Origin of the sequence: Streptomyces sp. NPDC088746, assembly GCF_044751065.1 — a bacterium.
In the GTDB taxonomy this organism is placed as follows: Bacteria; Actinomycetota; Actinomycetes; order Streptomycetales; family Streptomycetaceae; genus Streptomyces.
The window spans coordinates 1-19,366 of sequence record NZ_JBIVLA010000002.1; the positions used below are offsets into that span (position 1 = coordinate 1).

The following is a 19,366-nucleotide window of genomic DNA, read 5'->3' on the forward strand; positions in this document are numbered from 1 at the left end:
GCAGGGGGGACCCTGTGGGAGAGTAGGACGCCGCCGAACAATTATTCCGGGAAAGCCCCGTGCCCTTGTGGCACGGGGCTTTTCTGCGTTCACGGTCAGTCGCAGAGAGTCACAGGACGTCACGGCTCGGATCGGCCCGAAAAGTTTGGCCGGCGATGTCGAGAACCCGTGCCTGGCTTCGTCCCCGTAGTGAAGGCGACCACAATGGGGTCGCACCAGCATCGAGGGAGACGCAATGGCCAAGTACCTGCTGCTCAAGCACTACCGCGGCGCCCCGGATCCGGTCAACAACGTGCCGATGGACCGGTGGACGCCGGAGGAGATCTCGGCTCACGTGCAGTACATGAACGACTTCGCGGCCCGGCTGGAGAAGACGGGGGAGTTCGTCGACGGTCAGGCGCTCGCCCCGGAGGGCGCGTGGGTCCGCTACGACGGTGAGGGGCGGCCGCCGGTCACCGACGGTCCGTTCGCGGAGACGAAGGACCTCATCGCCGGCTGGATGATCATCGACGTGGACAGTTACGACCGCGCCGTCGAGCTGGCCGGGGAGCTGTCTGCCGCGCCAGGGGCCGGCGGCAAGGCGATCCACGAGTGGCTGGAGGTGCGTCCGTTCCTGACCGCGCATCCCACCATCACGGAGTGACGTCACCGATGGACGAGGTTCTGCTCAGGAGCCTCACTCCGAGCGTGCTCACCGTCCTCGTCCGCCGCGGAGCTGATTTCGCGGCGGCCGAGGACGCCGTGCAGGACGCTCTGGTCGAGGCGCTCCGGGTCTGGGCGGTCGACAGGCCGCGCGACCCGAAGGGCTGGCTGGTCACCGTGGCCTGGCGCAAGTTCCTCGACGCGGCCCGGGCGGAGACCGCGCGACGTCGGCGTGAGGACCGCGTCGAGGAGGAGCCGGCGCCCGGGCAGGCGCGGGCGGTGGACGACACGCTCCAGCTCTACTTCCTGTGTGCCCACCCGTCATTGACCCCGGCATCGGCGGTCGCGCTCACGCTGCGCGCCGTCGGTGGGCTGACGACCCGGCAGATCGCCCAGGCCTATCTGGTGCCCGAGGCCACCATGGCGCAACGCATCAGCCGGGCCAAGCGCACCGTCTCGGGGGTGCGGTTCGACCAGCCCGGCAATGTGGCCACGGTGCTGCGCGTCCTCTACCTGGTCTTCAACGAGGGGTACTCCGGCGATGTCGACCTCGCGGCCGAGGCGATCCGGCTCACCCGGCAGCTCGCGGACGCGATCGACCACCCCGAGGTCGCGGGGCTGCTCGCCCTCATGCTGCTCCACCACGCCCGGCGTGCGGCCCGGACCGCGCCCGACGGCAGCCTGGTGCCGCTGGCCGAGCAGGACCGGGGGCTCTGGGACACGGAGTTGATCGCCTCAGGAGTGGGGATCCTGCAGGCGGCGCTCGCCCGCGACCGGCTGGGGGAGTACCAGGCGCAGGCCGCCGTCGCGGCGCTTCACGCCGACGCGCCTGCGGCCGAGGAGACCGACTGGGTGCAGATCGTCGAGTGGTACGACGAGCTCGCGGGCCTTACGGACAGCCCGGTGGTCCTGCTGAACCGTGCGGTGGCCGTCGGCGAGGCGGACGGACCGCGCGCCGGTCTGGCGGCGCTCGACGGGCTGGACACGTCGCTGCCGCGCCACACGGCGGTGTCGGCGTACCTCCACGAGCGGAACGGTGATCTGGTCACGGCGGCACGGTTGTACGCGGAGGCGGCCCGCAAGGCGTCCAACCTCGCCGAGCGGGACCATCTGACGCGCCAGGCCGCCCGGCTCAACCTGGCCGTGCGGTGAAGGCCGGGATCGGCGTGATCACCGTGGGTTCACCATGCGGGTGTCGTACGCCAGGATGACGGCCTGGACGCGGTCCCGGGACCCGCGGGTGAGGCTCGGGGCGACGATCGCGTCCCCGTTCGCGACAGCGCGGATGCCGGAGATGCCGCAGGGCGATCGTGTAGACGGGCCCAGCTGGAGGAAGGCGGCCTGGACCACGGCGCCCGGCCCGTCGGGGCCGAGGAAGCCGGTGACGGTGCCCGGGTGGAGGGTGAAGTCCAGGCCGTGGAGGACGGTCGTCCCGCCGTACCGCTCGGTGAGTTCGTCTGCCCTGCTCATGTGGCCGACGCCACGGAGCGGGCGCGTGGCGGTCGTCCGACCGCGGGTTGGATGTGAGATCGGCCGTAGTAGCGGGGTACGACGCCGGGAGCGGGTGGGCCGGGCCGCTATCCGTGGGATCGTCCTCCGCCCTCGATGACCGGTGTCAGGCCGTCGAGGAGCGCCTTGAGGCCGAGCTCGAAGAGGGTGTCGAGGCGGAGGTCGTAGCCGTCGTCGAAGGAGCGGACCACCTTCGTGAAGGTCGGGAAACGTCCGGAGTCGGCGAGCCCCTGGAGGGTGTGGGCGCGGCTGTCCATCCACTGGTCCTCGGACTGGCCGGTGGCGGCCTCGGCCTGTGCCTCTCTTTCGAGATGGACCGCCAGCCCCTGGACGTGGCTGAAGAGGAGTACGTGGATGTCGAACAGCTCGGTGGTCGCCAGACCGTGCCCGTCGAGAGCGCTGAGCGACCATTCGCCGTGGACCATCAGGTTGGGGAGGAGCAGGGGGCGGGTGAGTGACGAGAGCTGTGCGAGCCAGGGATGCCGCTGGTGCAGGGTCCACAGCGTCCGGGCACCGAGTTCCAGGCGGGCACGCCAGCCGTTCGGAATGACGGCGGGATAGAACTTCTCGCCGAACGCGGCGTCCGCCATGAGCAGGATGAGGTCGTCCTTGCCGGTCACGTACCGATAGGGCGACATGGCGCCGACGCCGAGCCGCGCGGCGACCCCGCGCATGGAGAGAGCCGAGAGTCCCTCGGTGTCCGCGATGTCGATGGCGGTGCGCACGATCCGGTCCAGGGTCAGATCCTGCTCGGGGGGCGGGGCCGAGAGCGCGCCGGAGGACGGGACGGGCGCGCGCCTGCGGGACCGGGCGACGGGTGCGGCGACGACGGTGCCCACACGTGGCTTGGTCTCGACAGTGCCTTCCAGGCGGAGGTGAGTCAGGGCCTTGGTGGCGGTTGCGAGGGCGACCCCCCAGTCCCTCGCGATCTGGCGGGTCGACGGAACGCGTTCTCCTGGGGCCAGTTCGCCCTCTCCGATGCGTCGGCGGATCTCGGCGGCGATGCGTAGATACGGCGCCTCATCCGTGCATCCTGTGGCGTTCGTCACGTGTGGCGGCCTCTCGGTTCTGTACTAGTGCAGGTGGGAGCGGTGGCAATGATCTCTGATCGACATCTGTCCTAGTGCAGCACGGAAAAATGCCTGGTGGCGGGCGGCGTGCGTACGCCGTACGTTCGGATGAACACAGCCTACGAGAGGAGCTTCTGATGCGCACTGTTCTCATCTCCGGCGGAGGCATCGGCGGACCCGCGCTCGCCCATGGGCTGCGCCGCCACGGGTTCGAGGTCACCGTCGTCGAACGGGGGCCGGGTCTTCGGCCCGGCGGGCAGGCCGTGGACGTCCGGGGCGTTGCGCTCGACGTGATCGAGCGGATGGGCCTGCTGGAACCGGCACGTCGGGTCCGTACCCGCATGCGGGGCATGTCGATCCTCGACCCCGACGGCAAGGAGATCGACCGCTCCACCGACGCCACCTTCAGCAGCGGTCGGCTGGACAGCGACGACATCGAGCTGCTGCGCGAGGACATGGTGCGGCTGGTGTACGAGTGCACGCGCGGAGACGTGGAGTACCTCTTCGGGGACACCGTCACGGCACTGGACGAGGACGAGACCGGGGTGCGGGTGGACTTCGCCGGTGCGGCGTCCCGTTCCTTCGACCTCGTCATCGGAGCCGACGGCCTGCACTCGACGGTACGGCGGCTGGCGTTCGGGCCCGAGGAGGGCTTCTCGCACCACCTCGGCAGCTACCTGTCGGTGTTCAGCGCGGACAATTTCCTGGGGCTGGAGGACTGGCAGGTATGGCTGAGCGACGGTGACGTCGGCTTCGGCATCATGCCCGTACGCCAGAACACCGAGTTGAGGGTCGCGTTCGGGTTCGGGTCCGGGCCGCTCGCCCGTGACGCGGACGCACTGCGCCGCATCATCACGGAGAGGCTCGCATCGCTGCGGTGGGAGGGGCCGCGTCTGGCTGAGGCAGCGCGGCGAGCCCCCGACTTCTACTGCGATGCCATGGCGCAGATCCGGATGGACCGCTGGTCGCACGGCCGGGTGGCCCTGCTCGGTGATGCCGGCTACTGCCCTTCGCCCCTCTCCGGGCAGGGCACCAGCCTGGCGCTCGTGGGCGCCCACGTGCTCGCCGACTCCCTGGCGCAGGCATCCGGCGATCACACGGCCGCCTTCGCCCGTTACGAGGACCGGATGCGCGATTTCGTCGCGCTGAACCAGGCGCTGGCAACGGAGAACCCCGGCGGGCCCGCGTCCGAGGCGTCCGTCGCGTACGCCAAGAACGCCGTGTCGCTGGACGGCTGACAGCCGGGTGTATCTCGTTTGCCGTGGTGGGGGTGGCGGTGCACGATCGGCGGATGGACTACGTAGTACGTGCGGTGCGGGCGGAGGAGTGGGAGCGGGCCAGGGAGATCCGGCTGGCGGCGCTGCGGGACCCGGTCGCCTCGATCGCCTTCCTGGAGACGTTCGAGCAGGCCCTGGCCAGGCCCGATGTGTTCTGGCAGGAGCGGACGGCGGGTGCTGCCGAGGGGGTGCACAACCGTCAGTTCGTCGCCGAGGCTCCGGACGGGAAGTGGGCGGGGACGGTGTCGGTGCTCGTCGAGCGGGCGGCGGGCCAGCCGGGGTTCGGGGAGGTTGCGGAGGTCGACCAGGCCCACTTGGTGGGGGTGTTCGTACGGCCGGAGCACCGGGGGAGCGGGGTGGTGGACGCGCTGTTCCGCGAGGCCGTCGACTGGGCGTGGTCGCTGGCCGGGCCGCCGCTGGAACGGGTGCGGCTCTACGTCCACGAAGCCAACGCGCGTGCCGAGGCCTCCTACCGGCGGATCGGCTTCGTCCCCACGGGGCAGACGCTGCCCATGCAGGGTGATCCGACGTCCCTGGAACTGGAGTTCGAGATCCGTCGGCCGAAGTAGGAGCGCCCGTCGGTCGTCGCGGTCAGCTCGGACCGGGCGCCGGCAGGCGTTCCCGCCAGCGGGCACGGGCCTGTTCCTCGGAGCGGAGCAGGACCAGGGCGGGCATCCCCTGGTCCTGGCCGGCGAGGAGCAGTTCCGGCAGCTGGGGGAGCGGGGCCACGGCGGCGACGTCGTCGAGGACGAGCGTCATTGGTGGGTCGAGCCGACCGTCGGTTGACCGTGCGGCCATGCGGCGGCCGTGCTCGACCACGTGCGAGGCGAGTGCGGTGAGCAGGGGCATCGCACCGGGGTGGTGGTGGGGATCCTCGATGGGTTCACCGACCACATAGAGCGTTCCCCCTTCATGTGCAAAAGAATCCAGCACGAGCGCATCGGCTCGGTTGGGTGTGCACGCTTCCCGGATGTGGACCGAGGAGAGCGCCTCGAAGGCCCGTACGGTCAGTTCCTGGGCCAGCTCCCGGCGTTCGGGATAGGCGGTGAGCGCGGACTCCAGGAGCCCGGCGAGCCCCGACGCCGCCTTGGGGTGCGCACGGAGCACCCGGACCGGTTCGTGACCGCCGGAGCCGGAGGCCCAGCGGTGGACCTGGCGGAAGGGGCGGCCGTCCACGGCGGCGGCGTGCAGCCAGCACCGGAGGAGGGTCTGGGCGGTGTCGGCGACGGCCGCGTCGACCCTGGCCAGGGGGCGGACCGGGGCGAGGAGGGCGGCCGCCCGGGAGCCGGCGGTGGCGGGGTCCTCGCAGCCCGCGACGGGGGACCAGTGGAGGCGGGCCGGGGTGTCGCAGAGGTGGCCGGGGTCGTAGACGAGGACCGGGCCGAGCTTGCTGCGGGCGTCCTTCGTCTCGGCCCAGACGGTGGGGTCCGAGGTGACGACGAGTGCGGGGCCGTCGGCGTCCCGGATGGCCTGGACGGCGGCGGGGCGGCGGGTGGCGGAGGCGCCGTAGAGGATCTGCGGGGTACGGGGCGTGGGGACCAGCGGGGAGGACTCTCGCGCGTACGCGGCGAGGGCGGGCTCCTGCGCGTGCGGGGCGGCGGAGGTGGGGGCCGCCTCCACGGGGGCTGCCTCCACGGGGGCCCGAGCGGGCGCAGGAGCGGTTTCCTCAGGGGTGTGAGCCCCGGGTGCTGTCTCGGTGGTGGTCGTCGCTTCCCGTGTGGGCCGCTGGACCGCCGGGCCCGTGCGTACGGGCTCCCGGTCGGGTTCGTACGGTGCGGGGGCCGCGCGCCTCTGTTTCCGGACCAGCCGCCAGCGGGCCACCACACCCACCGCGAACACGGTCAGGACGAGCAGCACCATCACCTCGCCGATGAACAGGCCCCAGAACAGCCCGTACCCGGAGAGCTCGCCCGGCGGGGTGTCCGGCCAGGCGCCCGGCAGGTCCGTCGGCTCGACGGCCAGGGCGCGCAGGGCCAGTGGCGTCCGCGGAAACGTGACGCCGTCCGGCCAGCCACCGTGGGCGAACAGTCCGGCGAGGCCCGTGGCCGTCCAGGCCAGGATCGTCAGCCCGAAGAGGAAGGCCAGGAGGCCGATCAGCAGCCCGTCCGGGACACCGCCCTGGCCCTCGCCGCGCCCCGAACCGGATGGTGCCTGGCGTGCCATGTCATGCCACCGTTGACTCGGACGACTCGTTCAGCCGTTGCTGGTTCTCGATCCGCGCCGCCCGCTGCTCCGCCTCCAGCTCCGCGGCCCGTACGTCCTCGGGGAGCAGGTCCATCGCGGAACCCTCGGTCATCGCGCGGTCGGTGAAGACCAGGGGGCGTTCCGCCTCGGTGATCAGGTGCTTGACGACCTGTACGTTGCCGTTGACGTCCCATACGGCGATGCCGGGCGTCAGGGTCGGGATGATCTCCACCGCCCACCTGGGCAGGCCGATGACCTTGCCCGTCGCTCTCGCCTCGTCCGCCTTCTGGGCGTAGATCGTGCGGGTGGAGGCCATCTTCAGGATGGCCGCCGCTTCCTTCGCCGCGGCTCCGTCGACGACGTCGCTGAGGTGGTGGACGACAGCGACGAAGGACAGCCCGAGGCGCCGGCCGAACTTCAGCAGGCGCTGGAAGAGCTGTGCCACGAAGGGCGAGTTGATGATGTGCCAGGCCTCCTCGACGAGGAAGATGCGCTTCTTCCGGTCGGGCCTGATCCAGGTGTGCTCCAGCCAGACACCGACGATCGCCATGAGGATCGGCATCGCGATGGAGTTCCGGTCGATGTGCGAGAGGTCGAAGACGATCAGCGGCGCGTCGAGGTCGATGCCGATCGTGGTCGGGCCGTCGAACATGCCGCGGAGGTCACCGTCGACGAGCCGGTCCAGGACGAGGGCGACGTCCAGGCCCCAGGCCCGCACGTCGTCTATGTCCACGTTCATCGCCGCGGCGGACTCGGGCTTCGGGTGGCGCAGCTGCTCCACGATGTCCATCAGGACCGGCTGGCGGTCGACGATCGTGTCGTTGACGTACGCGTGTGCGACCTTGAGCGCGAAGCCGGACCGCTCGTCGAGGCCATGGCCCATGGCCACCTCGATGATCGTACGGAGCAGGGCGAGCTGGCCCGTCGTGGTGATCGAGGGGTCGAGCGGGTTGAGCCGGATCCCGTCGTTCAGCGCGGCGGTCGGGTCGAGGCGGATGGGCGTGATGCCCAGCTCCTCGGCGATGAGGTTCCACTCGCCGACGCCGTCCTCGCCCTGGGCGTCCAGGACGACGACCTGGCGGTCGCGGAAGCGGAGCTGGCGGAGCACATAGGTCTTCTCCAGCGCCGACTTGCCGTTGCCGGACTCGCCGAGCACCAGCCAGTGCGGGGCCGGCAACTGCTGCCCGTAGAGCTGGAACGGGTCGTAGATGTAGCCCTTGCCGGAATACACCTCACGCCCGATGATCACGCCGGAGTCGCCGAGGCCGGGCGCGGCGGTCGGCAGGTAGACGGCCTGGGCCTGGCCCGTCGACGTACGCACCGGCAGCCGGGTCGTCTCCACGTTCCCGAAGAGGAAGGCGGTGAACGCATCCGACAACGCGGACAGCGGATCTCGCATGGCGTGACTGCCCTCTCGTTAGCGACGGATGCCGGTGGCGAACGGCAAGGTGTTCACGAACGCGCGATGGTGCTCCCGGTCGCACCACTCCAGCTTGAGATACGACTTGCCGGCCGAGGCGCGGATCGTGCGCTTGTCGCGGGCGAGTGCCTCGGGGGACCTGGACGACACGGTGATGTACCCCACCAGATTCACCCCGGCCGCGCCGCTCGCCAGATCTTCACCCCGCTGGTCGAGCCTGCCGTGGGCGGCGATGTCGCGCGGGTCGACCGTGCGGTTCATCTTGGCCTGGCGGCTGGCTTCGGCGTCGTCGTTGGTCTTCTCCGTCAGCATGCGCTCGATGGCGACCTCGGTGGGTTCGAGGTCCATCGTGACCGCGACCGTACGGATCACGTCGGGTGTGTGGACGAGGAGGGGAGCAAGGAAGTTGACGCCGACGGGAGTCATCGGCCATTCCTTCACCCAGGCCGTCGAGTGGCACCAGGGGGCGCGCGTCGTCGACTCGCGGGTCTTGGCCTGGAGGAAGGTCGGCTCGACCGCGTCGAGTTCGGCCGGCCAGGCGTTGCGCTTCGTCATCGCCTGGATGTGGTCGATGGGGTGGTCCGGGTCGTACATCGAGTGCACGAGGGAGGCCAGCCGGCTCTGGCCGAGCGGCTGGCGGACCCGGATGTCCGCCTCGGCTAGGCGGGCGCAGATGTCGGTCAGCTCGCGCGCCATGACGACGGCGAGCCCCGCGTCGCGGTCGATCCTGCGGCCGCCCTTGGGGCGTACGGCGCGGGCCATGGCGTTGGCCTCGGCAGCCAGGTCACGGCTGTAGTGCATGCAGGCGACGAGGTAGGCGCGGTGCTGCTCGCTGGAGGTCGACACCATCGACTGGAGCTGGTCGTAGGACTCCTGGAGCCAGCCGGGCGCCGACCGGTCGCCACGCTGGGCGACGTCCTTGGCGTGCGCGTCGGGGTCGGCGGGCAGCGTACGGGCCAGCATCTGGAGGCGTGTCACGAAGCCGTCGCCGTTGGCCACGTGCTTGAGCAGGGTGCCGAAGCGGTCGACCAGGGCCTCCTGGTCCTCGCTGTCACGCAGCCCGACCCCGGGGCCCTCGATCTCGATGGCGGCGGTGACCGTACGCCGGTCGGCGTGCAGCAGTACGGCGATCTCGTCGGGGCCGAACGGTGCGGCGAGCCAGCTGATCCGGCCGATGCCCGGGGGCGGCCCGATCTCCACCTCACGCCCGTCGGCGCTGACCCCGGCCTCCATGGCGGAGGAACGGTAGGCGGTGCCGCGGCGCAGGGTGCGCTTGAAGCTGCGGTTGATTTCGAACCACTTGTAGAAGGTGCGGCCCTTGTACGGGAAGTACACGACGGCCAGGGCCAGCATGGGGAAGCCCACGAGCGTCACGATCCGGAGGGAGAGGACCGGGACGAGGAGTCCGCTCATCATGCCGAGGAACGCTCCGGCGATGATCAGCGCGATCTCGCCCGTCTCACGGTTCTTGCCGACGATCGCGTTCGGCCGGGCGCGGCCGATGAGATACGTACGGCGGGGCGCGATCGTGTGGGACTGGGTCGTCAACGCCCTCCACCTCCTGTGCTCGTGTTACCTGTGCTGCCTGAACCGCCTCGGGGGGAGCGGCTGCTGTGAGGGGTGCCGGAGGTGGGTCCGGACCCGCTGCGGGGCGAGGGCGCGGACCCGCCTCCGCCCGGGGTGCGGGAGCTGTGGGCGGCGACTCCGCCGCTGACCGGGTTGGCGGGCCTGGCGCCCCCGCCTCCGCCGCCTCCTTCACCGCCGCCACCGCCGCGGCCGCTGTGTGTCTTGATGCCCTGGGAGACGAGAGCGGCGGGCGAGCTGATCATCGCGGCGGCCTGGGAGCCGTCGGTGGCCTGCTTGCGGTTGGTGCGGGCGCCCTGGATCTCGTCGCCGAAGCCGGGGACGAAGCGGTAGATCATGGCGGAGGCGAAGATGGCCAGCAGGATGATGGCGAGGCCTGACACGACGGCCGAGAAGGCGTTGGGCCCGTCGTCGGCGGAGAGCGCCCCCGCGAGCCCCAGCACGATGACGATGACGGGCTTCACCATGATCACGGCGATCATGATGCCCGCCCAGCGGCGCACGTGGCCCCACATGTTCTTGTCCACGAGCCCGGAGTACACGACGACACCCAGCAGGGCGCCCACGTAGAGCAGGGCTGCCCGGATCACGAGCTCCAGCCACAGGATGCCGGCGGCGAGGATCGACACGAGCGACACGACGATCAGCATGATCGGGCCGCCGCCGATGTCGGTGCCCTTCTTGAGCGCCTCGGCGAACGAACCGAAGAAGACATCGGTCTGCCCGCCTGTGGCGGCGGAGATGACCTCGGTGACGCCGTCGGTGGCCGAGACGACGACGTACAGGATGAGCGGGGTGAAGGCCGAGGCCAGGACCGTGAGCCAGAGGAATCCGATGGCCTCGGAGATGGCGGTGGTGAACGGCACGCCCCTGATGGCGCGCTTGGCCACGGCGAACAGCCAGAGGACCAGGGTGAGGATGGTGGACGCGGCGAAGACGACGGCGTACTGGGTGCGGAAGGTGGAGTTGGTGAAGTCGACGGTCGCGGTGCTCTCCACGGCCTCGCTCAGCTTGCCCACGAGGTAGGCGGCGGCGTCGGCGCAGCCGCGGGCGAGGGAGGTGAGGGGGTCGAGGGCGTCGTCGGTGATGGGGGGAGTGCTGCGGTTGCCCCCGCCACTGGATTCGCCGTCCTCGCAGTAGTCCTTGGCGAGCCCGACGATGAGGTCGCAAGGTTTGTCGCTGGTACTCGGCGACGGCGTCGGCGTGGGCGCCGCGTAGGCACGAGATGCCAGGGCGATCACCGCGGCTGGAAGGCTTCCCAGGATTCCGGCGAGAGAAAGGGCTCGGAACCGGCGGCTATCGGGCATAGGTGAAGCCTCCGTATCCGTCAACCGCACCGGCGATGTCATCCGCAGTCGACGCCCGGTTGTCGCCGTTGACGGGTGTCGGTCCCTCGGCTTGGGTCGAGGACTCGATCTTCCAGTCGTCCCCGACCCACTTGAGCTTCTCGGTAATGGTGAACCAGGTAGCGGTGACAGGCTTGGTGGAGCCCTGACCTGCCATGCCGACGAGCCCCGTGCACCAGACCTCCACGGTCGCGTCGTCCGTGCCCTGGGCCGTCACCTTCGTCCCCACCGGAATGGTTCTGGAGACGAATGTCAGTCCGCTCGGTGTGCTGCCGTCGTCATTCAGTCCGACGTTCGCGAGGAAACTGGGGGAGTACGCCTTCTCCATGTCCGCCTGGAGGGTCGCTACCACGGCGGGGTCGTGGGTGGCCTGCAGGATGCCGTCCCGCTTCGTCTTGTCGAACATCTCCGCAGACCCCAGCGCCACTGCGTAATTCGCCGCAGCGCTCTGCGCCCCCTGCTCGTCGTGCGCGAAGCCGGAGGCGATCGTGCCGTTCTTGCCCTGGACCGGCTTCGTGCCCGTCGCCGCCGTGGGGCCCGCTCCCGCCGCTTCCGACTTCTTCTCGTTGCCGCCGCCGTCCGACCCCCCGCCCCCGCCCTGGTTCGCGAACGCGATCGCCGCGACCAGCAGGACCACCACGCCCACCACCATGATCAGCGAGCGGGAGTTACGGGCGGGCCGGCGGCCGTAGCCGTCGCCCTCGTCACCGCCGGGCAGGCGCGTGCGTGTCTGGCGCGTCCCGCCGAGGGTGCTGTACGCGTCGTCCGGGTGGCCCCCCGGCTCGTTGCCGCCGTAGCCGCGCTCGTCGCCCTGGCTCATGCCGCGTACGCCCCCTCAGCCGTGTGCGGTTCCGCGTGGTACGACCGTAGCGGTGCTGGTTTCCGCGTGGGCGCGGTGTGGTGACTCGACATCAGGGGACGCAACCTCTGCCGGTGGGCACGACGGACGGGTGGTGTGGGGTGGACGGGAATGGGCGGCCTGACGGGCGGTCAGACAGCCATGCCGTACACAATGGTGAACAGTGTGCCCAGCGACCCGATGATGAAGACGCCGGTCAGCCCCGCCACGATCAGGCCCTTGCCCTGTTCCGCGCTGAAGGTGTCGCGCAGCGCCGTCGCGCCGATGCGCTGTTTCGCAGCACCCCAGATCGCGATGCCGAGACAGAGCAGGATGGCTACCGCCATCACCACCTCGATCATGATGCGCGCCTCGTTGCCCAGGGTCCCGAACGGCCCCCAGTTCGGGGCGATTCCGCCGATGATGGTGGTGATATCGCCCTTTTCAGCTGCCAGGATCATGTAAGTCACCGCCCCTGTTGGGTAGTTCGCAGCCCGTGCCGTGCGACACGGGTCGGCCTCTATCTTCGCTGATGAAACCGGCATCGCACGACGCCTTCCCGGGTCTCTTTACCCGGATCTCGCACGTTTGACCGGAGAAACCGCCCTGACCTGCGGCTCGCGTAGGGATCTGCCTGCATATGCATGGTTACTCTGTGTATCACGCGGTGTGACGGCTAGCAACGACGGTGGCCATGGTTCCGGATGCGGTCGATGCGTTCACGGGCCGGCGGACATTCGTACGCGCTGTTCGAGAGCCGTGTGTGCGCCGGTGGCTTCCGGCCGACGCGTCATCAGGTGCCGTACGGGGTAAGCCTCGCGGGCTCCCGCTCTCAGAGCACGGTGCGTACGGGCGCCGGGCCCCGGGGCGGGGTCCTCCAGTGGGACGGTGGCTTGAAGTCGCACCAGGAGCCGTCGAACGGGAACTCCCCCGATGCGGCGAGACGGGCCACGCGTTCCCCTTCGGCGCGGATCGCCGCCGCCTCCTCCGCCGACCAGTACGCGGGGTGTCCGGTCTTCTCGGCGAACGACCGCTCGTCCTTCCATCGCCAGCTGCGGTCCACCGCCACGGTGATGTCCAGCTCGTGGTCGGCCACGTCGATGTCCTCGCCGTGATGGGTCCGGTGCTCCAGGTTCACGTACCAGCCGGCGAACTTCTGCCTCCGCCCGAAGAACCACATCACCGCGTGGCCGGCCCCGGCCGGCTGGTGGATGAGCGCGCTGCCGAGGGGCCACCGGCCGGCCCTCGCCGGATAGCCCTGGGCGGGCCGGTGCTCGGGCGCGATGTCCCGGAGGTGGGCTCCACGGGGCAGGTGCGTACGCCACATGGGGGTGCCGGTCTCCAGCCACACCAACTGTCCCTCGTCCGTGTGTTCGACCATGCGTACGGGTACGGAGGAGCTCAGGTGTCCGCCGATGAAGAGGTTCCAGCGCAGGAACTGCCCGCCATCCGCCCCGCTCCCGGTGCCGCTCATGACGGTGCCGCTCATGACGCGAGGAGGCTCAGGTCTTCCGGCGTGAGCCGCAGCGCCCCGGCGGCCACGTTCTCGGCGAGGTGGTCCGGGTTGCCGGTGCCGGGGATGGCGAGCACGTGGGGCCCCTGGTGGAGCGTCCAGGCCAGGCGTACCTGCGCGGGTGTCGCCCCGTGGCGGCCGGCGACGGTCAGCTCTGCCTCGCTCCGGTCGTCGTTCGAGCCTTCCTCGCGCCCCGCGCCGGCGATGGCGAAGAACGGTACGAAGGCGATGCCCTGATCGCCGCAGGCACGGAGGAAGGCATGGTCCTCGGCGGGGGAGCCGATGCCGTACGCGTTCTGCACGCAGACCACGGGCGCGATGCCCTGAGCTTCGGCGAGCTGTTCCGGTGTGGTGTGGGAGATGCCCAGGTGGCGGATGAGTCCGGCCGTGCGGAGTTCGGCCAAGGCGCCGAAGTGATCGGCGACGGAGGCGGTGGCCTGGCTGCGCGCGAGGCGCAGGTTGACCACGTCCAGGTGGTCACGGCCGAGCTGGCGCAGATTCTCCTCGACCTGGCCGCGCAGCTGCTCCGGAGTGGCCCACACCCATGCGCCGGAGGGGTCCCGGCCGGGGCCGACCTTGGTGGTGATGACCAGGTCGTCGGCGTACGGGGCGAGCGCGCTGTTGATGAGCTCGTTGGCGGACCGCAGCGGTGAGAAGTAGAAGGCGGCGGTGTCGATGTGGTTCACGCCGAGCTCGATCGCGCGCCGCAGGACGTTCAGTGCCCGGTCCCGGTCGCTGGGGGTTCCGTCGCCGAACGCCGCGCCGTTCTGGGGGAGGCGCATCGTGCCGAAGCCGAGGCGGTTGACCGTCAGGTCGCCGAGCTTCCAGGTGCCGGAGGCCGATGCGGTGATCGTTTCCGATGATGAGGGCATCATCGGATTCTTTCACCGGTCGGGCGCCGGGCGCCCCCTTCTTGCCAGGGACTCTCGGTCAGGGTCGCCGTGAAGCTCCGGCCGTAGGCCTGGTGGGTCGTGATGTCGAGCCGGGTGCCGCCGGGGACGTGGCGTACGCGGACCCCGGCGTCGGCCGAGACACGACGCAGTGGCCGGCCGTGGAGGGTGACCGAGACGGTGCGCCGCTTCGTCGTGGGGTCCGACACCGCGATGGCGTACGTGCCGCCTCCCGTGCGGCGCAGCAGGACCGACGCCGGGCCGTCGATCGAGAGGCGCCCCGCGTGGTGCGTCCCCGGGGTGAAGGCGTTGGCGGCGGTGATGCCGAGAAGGGCGTGTACGGCGGCCTGGAGGCGGACCGTGTTGGACAGCACGGAGAGCGGGCCATGGGCGTACAACGACAACTGCTGCGCGGAGGCGTTCGGGACGAGGGCGTGCGCCGTCGCGATGGGTCGCCCTCCGGCGGCCTGCTCGTAGGACAGTGTGAAGAGCTGCTTGGTCACCGCTGTGTCCGCGTTGGTGAGCCGTACGAGTCGCCGGCTGCGCGTGACCGTGGCGAGTGCGACGACCGGGGCGGGGCCTGTCAGGAAGACGTAGCCGACCGCGGTGCCCTGCCCTTCGTCGGCGTACCGCAGCCAGGCGGGCGCTGCGGTCCCGGCGGCCTCCCAGGGCGATCCGTCGCGCAGGCCGCCCGTGACGGCGACGGGGGAGGAGGGGTCGGCGATGCGGCTGTCGACCGTCGTGGTCGCCGCGCGGCCGGCCAGGCCGGTCACGCCCGCGGAGAGGACGAGGATCTCGTCGTCGAACATGAGCCACGACCTGGTGGCACCCGCCGCCCGGTAGGCGACGAAGTCCCCGGGCAGCGTGCCCGCCTGCTGGGCGGCGTACGCGGCGTCGTCGGACTGCACGAGACCGGCCACGCCGTACGCGCCGAGACGGGCGCCTCCGGAGAACGCCTGGGTGCCACGGGGGAAGTAGACGTACGCGTTCTGGGACTCGGAGGACGAGGTGAAGCCGCGCTCCGGATTGTCGTACCAGAGGGTGCCGTAGAGCTCGGGGACGGTGCGCCGCGTCTCGACGGGGGCGGTGACGCCCGCGAGGCGGTGGGGCGGGACGGCGGTGAAGTAGTCGACGCCGGACGCCTGCCGCTGGTCCACGCCGGAGAGGTAGAGGTGGTGGGCGCCGTCGCCCTGGAACCAGGGCATCAGGTTCTCGCCGCTCATGTACTCGTACTTGCTGACGCGTTCGGAACTGCGGGCGAGGGCGAAGGCGTAACCGGGCCGGCGGTGGACGGTGCGGTCCATCGCGTTGAACGCGCGGTGGGACGCGGCGGGGCCGAGGTCCCGGGCGGGCGCGGGTGAGGCCAGGATGTCGGCGTAGCGGGCGATGCTGACGGGGGAGACGAAGGACGTGGTGTCGAGGGCCACCTTCGAGGTGTCCCGCACGTATTTGACGTACCCCTCGAGAGCTTGGGCGTCGCTGCCCGAGGTGTGTGCGGAGAGGTCGACGACCGCCTCCACGACGGCGGTGACGTCCGCGTATCCCGTGCCGGTCCGGGAGACCGCCCGTCCCTTGACGATCTCCATCATCCAGCCCTCGAAGATCAGCGGGGCGAAACCGTCGGCGACCCAGCCCTGTACGACGCCGACGAGGCTCTCGTCGGGGAGGTAACCGGTGCCGTCGAGGATCTTGACGGTCTGGACGATCCGGGTGAGCAGCCCCTTGCCGTAGGAGCCGGTGTACGCGACGGAGGAGTGCTGGACGAACGAGCCGTCGGCGTAGAAACCGTCGGTGACCCCGTGGCGCGGCTGGTACGGGTCGACCGTCGAGTAGACGGTCAGCTGGTCGGCGAGGGCCTTGGTGATGCGGGCCTCGTCACCGAGCAGGGCGCCTTGCAGGATCCGGTTCGTCGTGATGTCGGCGAGATTGGCGCCGGTGTGGAAGCGGGAGTCGAGGTCGACGTCGCCGTCCTTGCCGTTGCGGAGGTACGCGTCCATGGAGGCGATGTACGTCGCGGTGAGCTCCGGCCGGTATGCCGCGAGCTCCTCCCTGAGCAGGACCAGGGTCTTGGTCACGTAGGCCGGGATGCCGATCTCCCAGTGGAACCAGTTGCCGTAGTAGCCCTTCGACTGGTCGCCGAACCAGCCGTCGTGGAGCCGCGCCAGGCCGTCGACGACCCGGCGCCGGACGGTTGTGTCATCACGCGGGGCGGAGGCGCCGGTGCCGGGGAGGCAGGTGGCGAGGGCGATCTCGTAGAGGTACTGGTACGACGTGCTCAGGTTGGGATCGCTGGTGCCGAGCGGGACGCCCTTGAAGAGCTCGTCCGGCCCGGCCCCGTCCATCGCGGCGAGCCGGGTCTGCGCCGTCGCCCGCAGGGCGGCGAGTTTCGGGGCGACCTCAGGGCGGGCGTTCGATTCTGCGGTGCCGGCGAGGACCGCGACGGTGTTGGTGAGCAGGGCGTCCGGGACCCTGTCCGAGGAACGGGGCGACTCCTGTGAGGCGGCGGGAGCGGCCTCGGCCCGCAGGGCCTGGGACAGTGCCCAGAGCGTGGCTGCGGGGATCACGGACAGTGCGGAACGACGCGAGAACTCCACCAGTACGCTCCAAAGTCCGGCCCGGTAAGCGCTTGTTCCCCCTGCCGCCCAGCCAAGCGTCGGCCTCCGGCCGATGTCAACGGCCCGGACCGTTTGTCGGTGCGCGGTGTTAGCTTCCTCTCCGTGGCGGGACACCAGGACAGGACCAGGACGGCCTACGACGGGGTCGTCGAGCTCTACGCGTCGATGTTCGCCGACCGGATGGAGACGCAGCCGTTCGCGCGGTCCATGATCGGCACCTTCGCCGAGCTGGTGCGCGGGACGGGGAACCTCCGGACGGCCGACGTCGGCTGCGGGCCCGGGCATCTGACGGCCATGCTCAGCGACCTGGGGCTGGACGCCTTCGGGCTCGACCTCTCCCCGGGCATGATCGGCCACGCCCGGCGGGCCCATCCGGCGCTGCGGTTCGACGAGGCGCGCATGGAGGCCCTGCCGGTCGAGGACGGCGCGCTCGGCGGTGTGCTGGCGCACTACTCGATGATTCACACCCCTCCCGGTGAACTGCCCGCGCTGCTCGCCGAGCAGGTCCGCGTCCTGGCCCCCGGCGGCCTGCTCATGGCGTCGTTCTTCGGGACCGAGGGGCCCGAGCCGGTCCGCTTCGACCACAAGGTGGCACCCGCGTACAGCTGGCCGGTGGAACAGTTCGCCGAGCTGCTCACCGGGGCCGGTCTCATACCGTTCGCCCGGCTGCTCTTCGACCCTGCCTCCGAGCGGGGCTACCTCGACACCCACCTGCTGGCCCGCCGCCCGTAGAGCGCGCACTGCCGCTTCGTCCGGCCCTTAGGGGGCGCTCCAGGGTCTTGCCGGATACGGGGCGGGGCGAACGCGGACGATGCTCGATGCCTCGGACGAGGTGAGGGGCAGTCGCTGTGATGGGCAGTCATGCGTGGGGAGTGCGGCGGGGCGGGCGAGGTCGGTCGCACCTTGCCTGGGGTTCTGTGCTGGCATTAGTGGTCAGTTTCACGGGCGTGGAGATCGCGAGCGGTGCGCCAGGTCCGGGGGAGGGGCGACCGCCCTCGCCCGGGCCGGCTGGGGCGAGCTCGCACATCGGGTGGAAGCCCTGCAAGGCCGACGCGTCGGCGGAGTGCGGCGCGCTTTCGGTGCCGGTGGACTGGAGCGACCCGAACGGGGCCCACTTCGACCTTCAGCTCGCCCGGCGCAGGGCCACGGACCCGGGCGCACGGGTCGGTTCCATGGTGTTCGGGCCGGGCGGTCCCGGGGATTCGGGCGTGAGCCGGATCGTGGACGAGGGCAACATGGGCCGGTTCAGCGACCGCCTCCGCAGCCGGTTCGACATCGTCAGCTTCGATCCGCGCGGGGTGGGGCTCAGCAACCCGATCCTCTGCTCGCAGGAGCTCCTGGACAGGCGTCCTGCGCCGGTCATGAAGAGCCGGGCCGAGTTCGACGCCACGGCGAAGTACAACCGTGCACTGCGGGCCGACTGCCGGAAGAACACCGAGAACGGGCTCTTCGACCACGTCGACACCCTCAGCACGGTCAAGGACCTCGACGCGGTCCGCGCGGCCCTCGGCGAGAAGTCCCTCACGTTTCACGGCAGTTCGTACGGCACGCTGCTCGGCGAGCAGTACGCGGAGCAGTACCCGAAGCGTGTCCGAGCCATGGTCCTGGAGGCCGTGGTGGACCACAGCCTGGACACCCGGGAGTTCCTCTCCACCCAGGCCGCCACGCTCCAGGACTCCTTCGACGAGTTCGTGGCGTGGTGTGTACGGACGGAAAGCTGCGCCCTGCACGGCTCGGACGTACGGCCACTCTGGGCGGATCTGCTGGAACGCGCCGAGCGGGGGGAGCTGTCGGACGACGGCAGGACGCTGACCCCGTTCGACCTCAACGTCGTGGTGATGAAGCGGCTGTACGACCCCCAGTGGAGGAGGCTGGCCACGTTTCTGCGCGCCTTGGAGGAGAGCGAGCCGGAGGCGGTGCGGGCGGCCGGAACGACGGGAGACAGCTCCGAGCCCGCGCTCGGGGAGAACTCGTTCGAGATCTTCTGCCAGGACTGGAGCCTGCCGGTCAGCGGCTACCAGGGGTACGCGCGGGAGCTGCGCCGCATCAGCGGGATCGCCCCGGACATGAAGTACCCCCGCTCCCTGATGGCCCTCTCCGCCTGCCTCGGCGCCCCGGAGCCTGACAACCCGCAGCACCGGCTGAAGGTGAGGGGCAGCAGGACCGTCCTGCTCACCAACTCGATCCACGACCCGGCGTCCGGCTACAACTGGGCCACCAACGTGGCGGAGCAGCTCGGCGGCAACGCGGTCCTGCACACCTACGAGGGCTGGGGCCATGGCACGTACAGCAGCAGCCACTGCGCCCAGGAGGTGGTCGACGCCTACCTGATCTCACTGACGGTCCCGCCGGGCGGCGCGAGTTGTCCTGGGGTCGAACCGGTGGGGTGAGGCCAGGGGGGGGGGCCGGCCGACGACAGAATGGCCCGGCCCCGGCCCGGCCCGGACGCGATCGATGTCCCGGCCGGGGCGCCCGGCA

Annotated in this window: 17 protein-coding genes; 6 read left to right on the forward strand and 11 right to left on the reverse strand. The window is 70.7% G+C overall.

The window, feature by feature from the left end; translation table 11 throughout:
- Positions 1-235 precede the first annotated feature (235 nt).
- Both ACIP63_RS07270 and ACIP63_RS07275 read left to right on the forward strand, forming a co-directional pair.
- Positions 236-643, forward strand: a complete 408-nt coding sequence (locus ACIP63_RS07270; protein WP_401512307.1) for a YciI family protein — start codon at positions 236-238, stop codon at positions 641-643.
- An 8-nt stretch (positions 644-651) separates the two neighbouring features.
- Positions 652-1,794 carry an RNA polymerase sigma factor gene (locus ACIP63_RS07275; RefSeq protein ID WP_401514987.1) on the forward strand — a complete coding sequence of 381 codons (1,143 nt, stop codon included), beginning with the start codon at positions 652-654 and terminating at the stop codon, positions 1,792-1,794.
- A gap of 18 nt (positions 1,795-1,812) precedes the next feature.
- Here ACIP63_RS07275 and ACIP63_RS07280 read toward each other — a convergent pair whose 3' ends face one another.
- Together ACIP63_RS07280 and ACIP63_RS07285 are read right to left on the reverse strand one after the other, a co-directional pair.
- On the reverse strand, positions 1,813-2,112 hold the full coding sequence (locus ACIP63_RS07280; protein ID WP_401512309.1) for a hypothetical protein: 300 nt from the start codon (positions 2,110-2,112) through the stop codon (positions 1,813-1,815).
- A gap of 107 nt (positions 2,113-2,219) precedes the next feature.
- On the reverse strand, positions 2,220-3,200 hold the full coding sequence (locus ACIP63_RS07285; protein ID WP_401512311.1) for a TetR/AcrR family transcriptional regulator C-terminal domain-containing protein: 981 nt from the start codon (positions 3,198-3,200) through the stop codon (positions 2,220-2,222).
- Between the two features lie 158 nt (positions 3,201-3,358).
- Between ACIP63_RS07285 and ACIP63_RS07290 the strand changes: the two genes are divergently transcribed.
- Together ACIP63_RS07290 and ACIP63_RS07295 are read left to right on the forward strand one after the other, a co-directional pair.
- Positions 3,359-4,459 (forward strand): FAD-dependent monooxygenase, encoded by a 1,101-nt coding sequence (locus ACIP63_RS07290; RefSeq protein ID WP_401512313.1) that lies wholly within the window; start codon positions 3,359-3,361, stop codon positions 4,457-4,459.
- A gap of 53 nt (positions 4,460-4,512) precedes the next feature.
- The gene (locus ACIP63_RS07295; protein ID WP_401512315.1) at positions 4,513-5,067 is read left to right on the forward strand and encodes a GNAT family N-acetyltransferase; all 555 of its coding nucleotides are present in this window, start codon (positions 4,513-4,515) and stop codon (positions 5,065-5,067) included.
- Positions 5,068-5,089: 22 nt separating this feature from the next.
- Here the strand turns inward: ACIP63_RS07295 and ACIP63_RS07300 are convergent, their stop codons facing one another.
- From ACIP63_RS07300 to ACIP63_RS07340, 9 genes are all read right to left on the reverse strand, one after another.
- Positions 5,090-6,661 (reverse strand): type VI secretion protein, encoded by a 1,572-nt coding sequence (locus ACIP63_RS07300; RefSeq protein WP_401512317.1) that lies wholly within the window; start codon positions 6,659-6,661, stop codon positions 5,090-5,092.
- 1 nt (position 6,662) lies between these two features.
- Positions 6,663-8,081, reverse strand: a complete 1,419-nt coding sequence (locus tag ACIP63_RS07305) for an ATP-binding protein (RefSeq protein WP_401512319.1) — start codon at positions 8,079-8,081, stop codon at positions 6,663-6,665.
- Positions 8,082-8,099: 18 nt separating this feature from the next.
- On the reverse strand, positions 8,100-9,650 hold the full coding sequence (locus ACIP63_RS07310) for an SCO6880 family protein (RefSeq protein ID WP_104787694.1): 1,551 nt from the start codon (positions 9,648-9,650) through the stop codon (positions 8,100-8,102).
- Positions 9,647-10,993: a hypothetical protein gene (locus ACIP63_RS07315; protein WP_401512321.1), complete on the reverse strand. Its 1,347-nt coding sequence runs from the start codon at positions 10,991-10,993 to the stop codon at positions 9,647-9,649. Before ACIP63_RS07315 ends, ACIP63_RS07310 begins: the two co-directional genes overlap by 4 nt.
- Positions 10,983-11,852, reverse strand: coding sequence for a hypothetical protein (locus ACIP63_RS07320; RefSeq protein WP_401512323.1), 870 nt, complete (start codon positions 11,850-11,852; stop codon positions 10,983-10,985). The genes ACIP63_RS07315 and ACIP63_RS07320 overlap by 11 nt, the downstream gene beginning before the upstream one ends.
- A gap of 170 nt (positions 11,853-12,022) precedes the next feature.
- Positions 12,023-12,331: a hypothetical protein gene (locus ACIP63_RS07325; RefSeq protein ID WP_014047394.1), complete on the reverse strand. Its 309-nt coding sequence runs from the start codon at positions 12,329-12,331 to the stop codon at positions 12,023-12,025.
- Between the two features lie 371 nt (positions 12,332-12,702).
- The gene (locus tag ACIP63_RS07330; RefSeq protein ID WP_401512325.1) at positions 12,703-13,359 is read right to left on the reverse strand and encodes a DUF402 domain-containing protein; all 657 of its coding nucleotides are present in this window, start codon (positions 13,357-13,359) and stop codon (positions 12,703-12,705) included.
- A complete protein-coding gene (locus tag ACIP63_RS07335; protein ID WP_401512327.1) occupies positions 13,356-14,258 on the reverse strand; it encodes an aldo/keto reductase in 903 nt (300 codons plus the stop codon). The genes ACIP63_RS07330 and ACIP63_RS07335 overlap by 4 nt, the downstream gene beginning before the upstream one ends.
- Positions 14,255-16,867, reverse strand: coding sequence for a polysaccharide lyase family 8 super-sandwich domain-containing protein (locus ACIP63_RS07340; protein WP_401512328.1), 2,613 nt, complete (start codon positions 16,865-16,867; stop codon positions 14,255-14,257). Before ACIP63_RS07340 ends, ACIP63_RS07335 begins: the two co-directional genes overlap by 4 nt.
- A gap of 123 nt (positions 16,868-16,990) precedes the next feature.
- Between ACIP63_RS07340 and ACIP63_RS07345 the strand changes: the two genes are divergently transcribed.
- Both ACIP63_RS07345 and ACIP63_RS07350 read left to right on the forward strand, forming a co-directional pair.
- The gene (locus ACIP63_RS07345) at positions 16,991-17,620 is read left to right on the forward strand and encodes a class I SAM-dependent methyltransferase (protein WP_401512330.1); all 630 of its coding nucleotides are present in this window, start codon (positions 16,991-16,993) and stop codon (positions 17,618-17,620) included.
- Between the two features lie 353 nt (positions 17,621-17,973).
- Positions 17,974-19,278, forward strand: a complete 1,305-nt coding sequence (locus tag ACIP63_RS07350; RefSeq protein ID WP_401512331.1) for an alpha/beta fold hydrolase — start codon at positions 17,974-17,976, stop codon at positions 19,276-19,278.
- The last annotated feature ends 88 nt before the right edge of the window (positions 19,279-19,366 follow it).

Bases quoted from the DNA above. Each gene is read 5' to 3' on its own strand.
- ACIP63_RS07270 (WP_401512307.1), top strand. From the start codon at position 236: ATGGCCAAGTACCTGCTGCTCAAGCACTACCGCGGCGCCCCGGATCCG.
- ACIP63_RS07275 (WP_401514987.1), top strand. From the start codon at position 652: ATGGACGAGGTTCTGCTCAGGAGCCTCACTCCGAGCGTGCTCACCGTC.
- ACIP63_RS07280 (WP_401512309.1), bottom strand. From the start codon at position 2,112: ATGAGCAGGGCAGACGAACTCACCGAGCGGTACGGCGGGACGACCGTC.
- ACIP63_RS07290 (WP_401512313.1), top strand. From the start codon at position 3,359: ATGCGCACTGTTCTCATCTCCGGCGGAGGCATCGGCGGACCCGCGCTC.
- ACIP63_RS07295 (WP_401512315.1), top strand. From the start codon at position 4,513: ATGGACTACGTAGTACGTGCGGTGCGGGCGGAGGAGTGGGAGCGGGCC.
- ACIP63_RS07300 (WP_401512317.1), bottom strand. From the start codon at position 6,661: ATGGCACGCCAGGCACCATCCGGTTCGGGGCGCGGCGAGGGCCAGGGC.
- ACIP63_RS07305 (WP_401512319.1), bottom strand. From the start codon at position 8,081: ATGCGAGATCCGCTGTCCGCGTTGTCGGATGCGTTCACCGCCTTCCTC.
- ACIP63_RS07315 (WP_401512321.1), bottom strand. From the start codon at position 10,993: ATGCCCGATAGCCGCCGGTTCCGAGCCCTTTCTCTCGCCGGAATCCTG.
- ACIP63_RS07320 (WP_401512323.1), bottom strand. From the start codon at position 11,852: ATGAGCCAGGGCGACGAGCGCGGCTACGGCGGCAACGAGCCGGGGGGC.
- ACIP63_RS07325 (WP_014047394.1), bottom strand. From the start codon at position 12,331: ATGATCCTGGCAGCTGAAAAGGGCGATATCACCACCATCATCGGCGGA.
- ACIP63_RS07330 (WP_401512325.1), bottom strand. From the start codon at position 13,359: ATGAGCGGCACCGTCATGAGCGGCACCGGGAGCGGGGCGGATGGCGGG.
- ACIP63_RS07335 (WP_401512327.1), bottom strand. From the start codon at position 14,258: ATGATGCCCTCATCATCGGAAACGATCACCGCATCGGCCTCCGGCACC.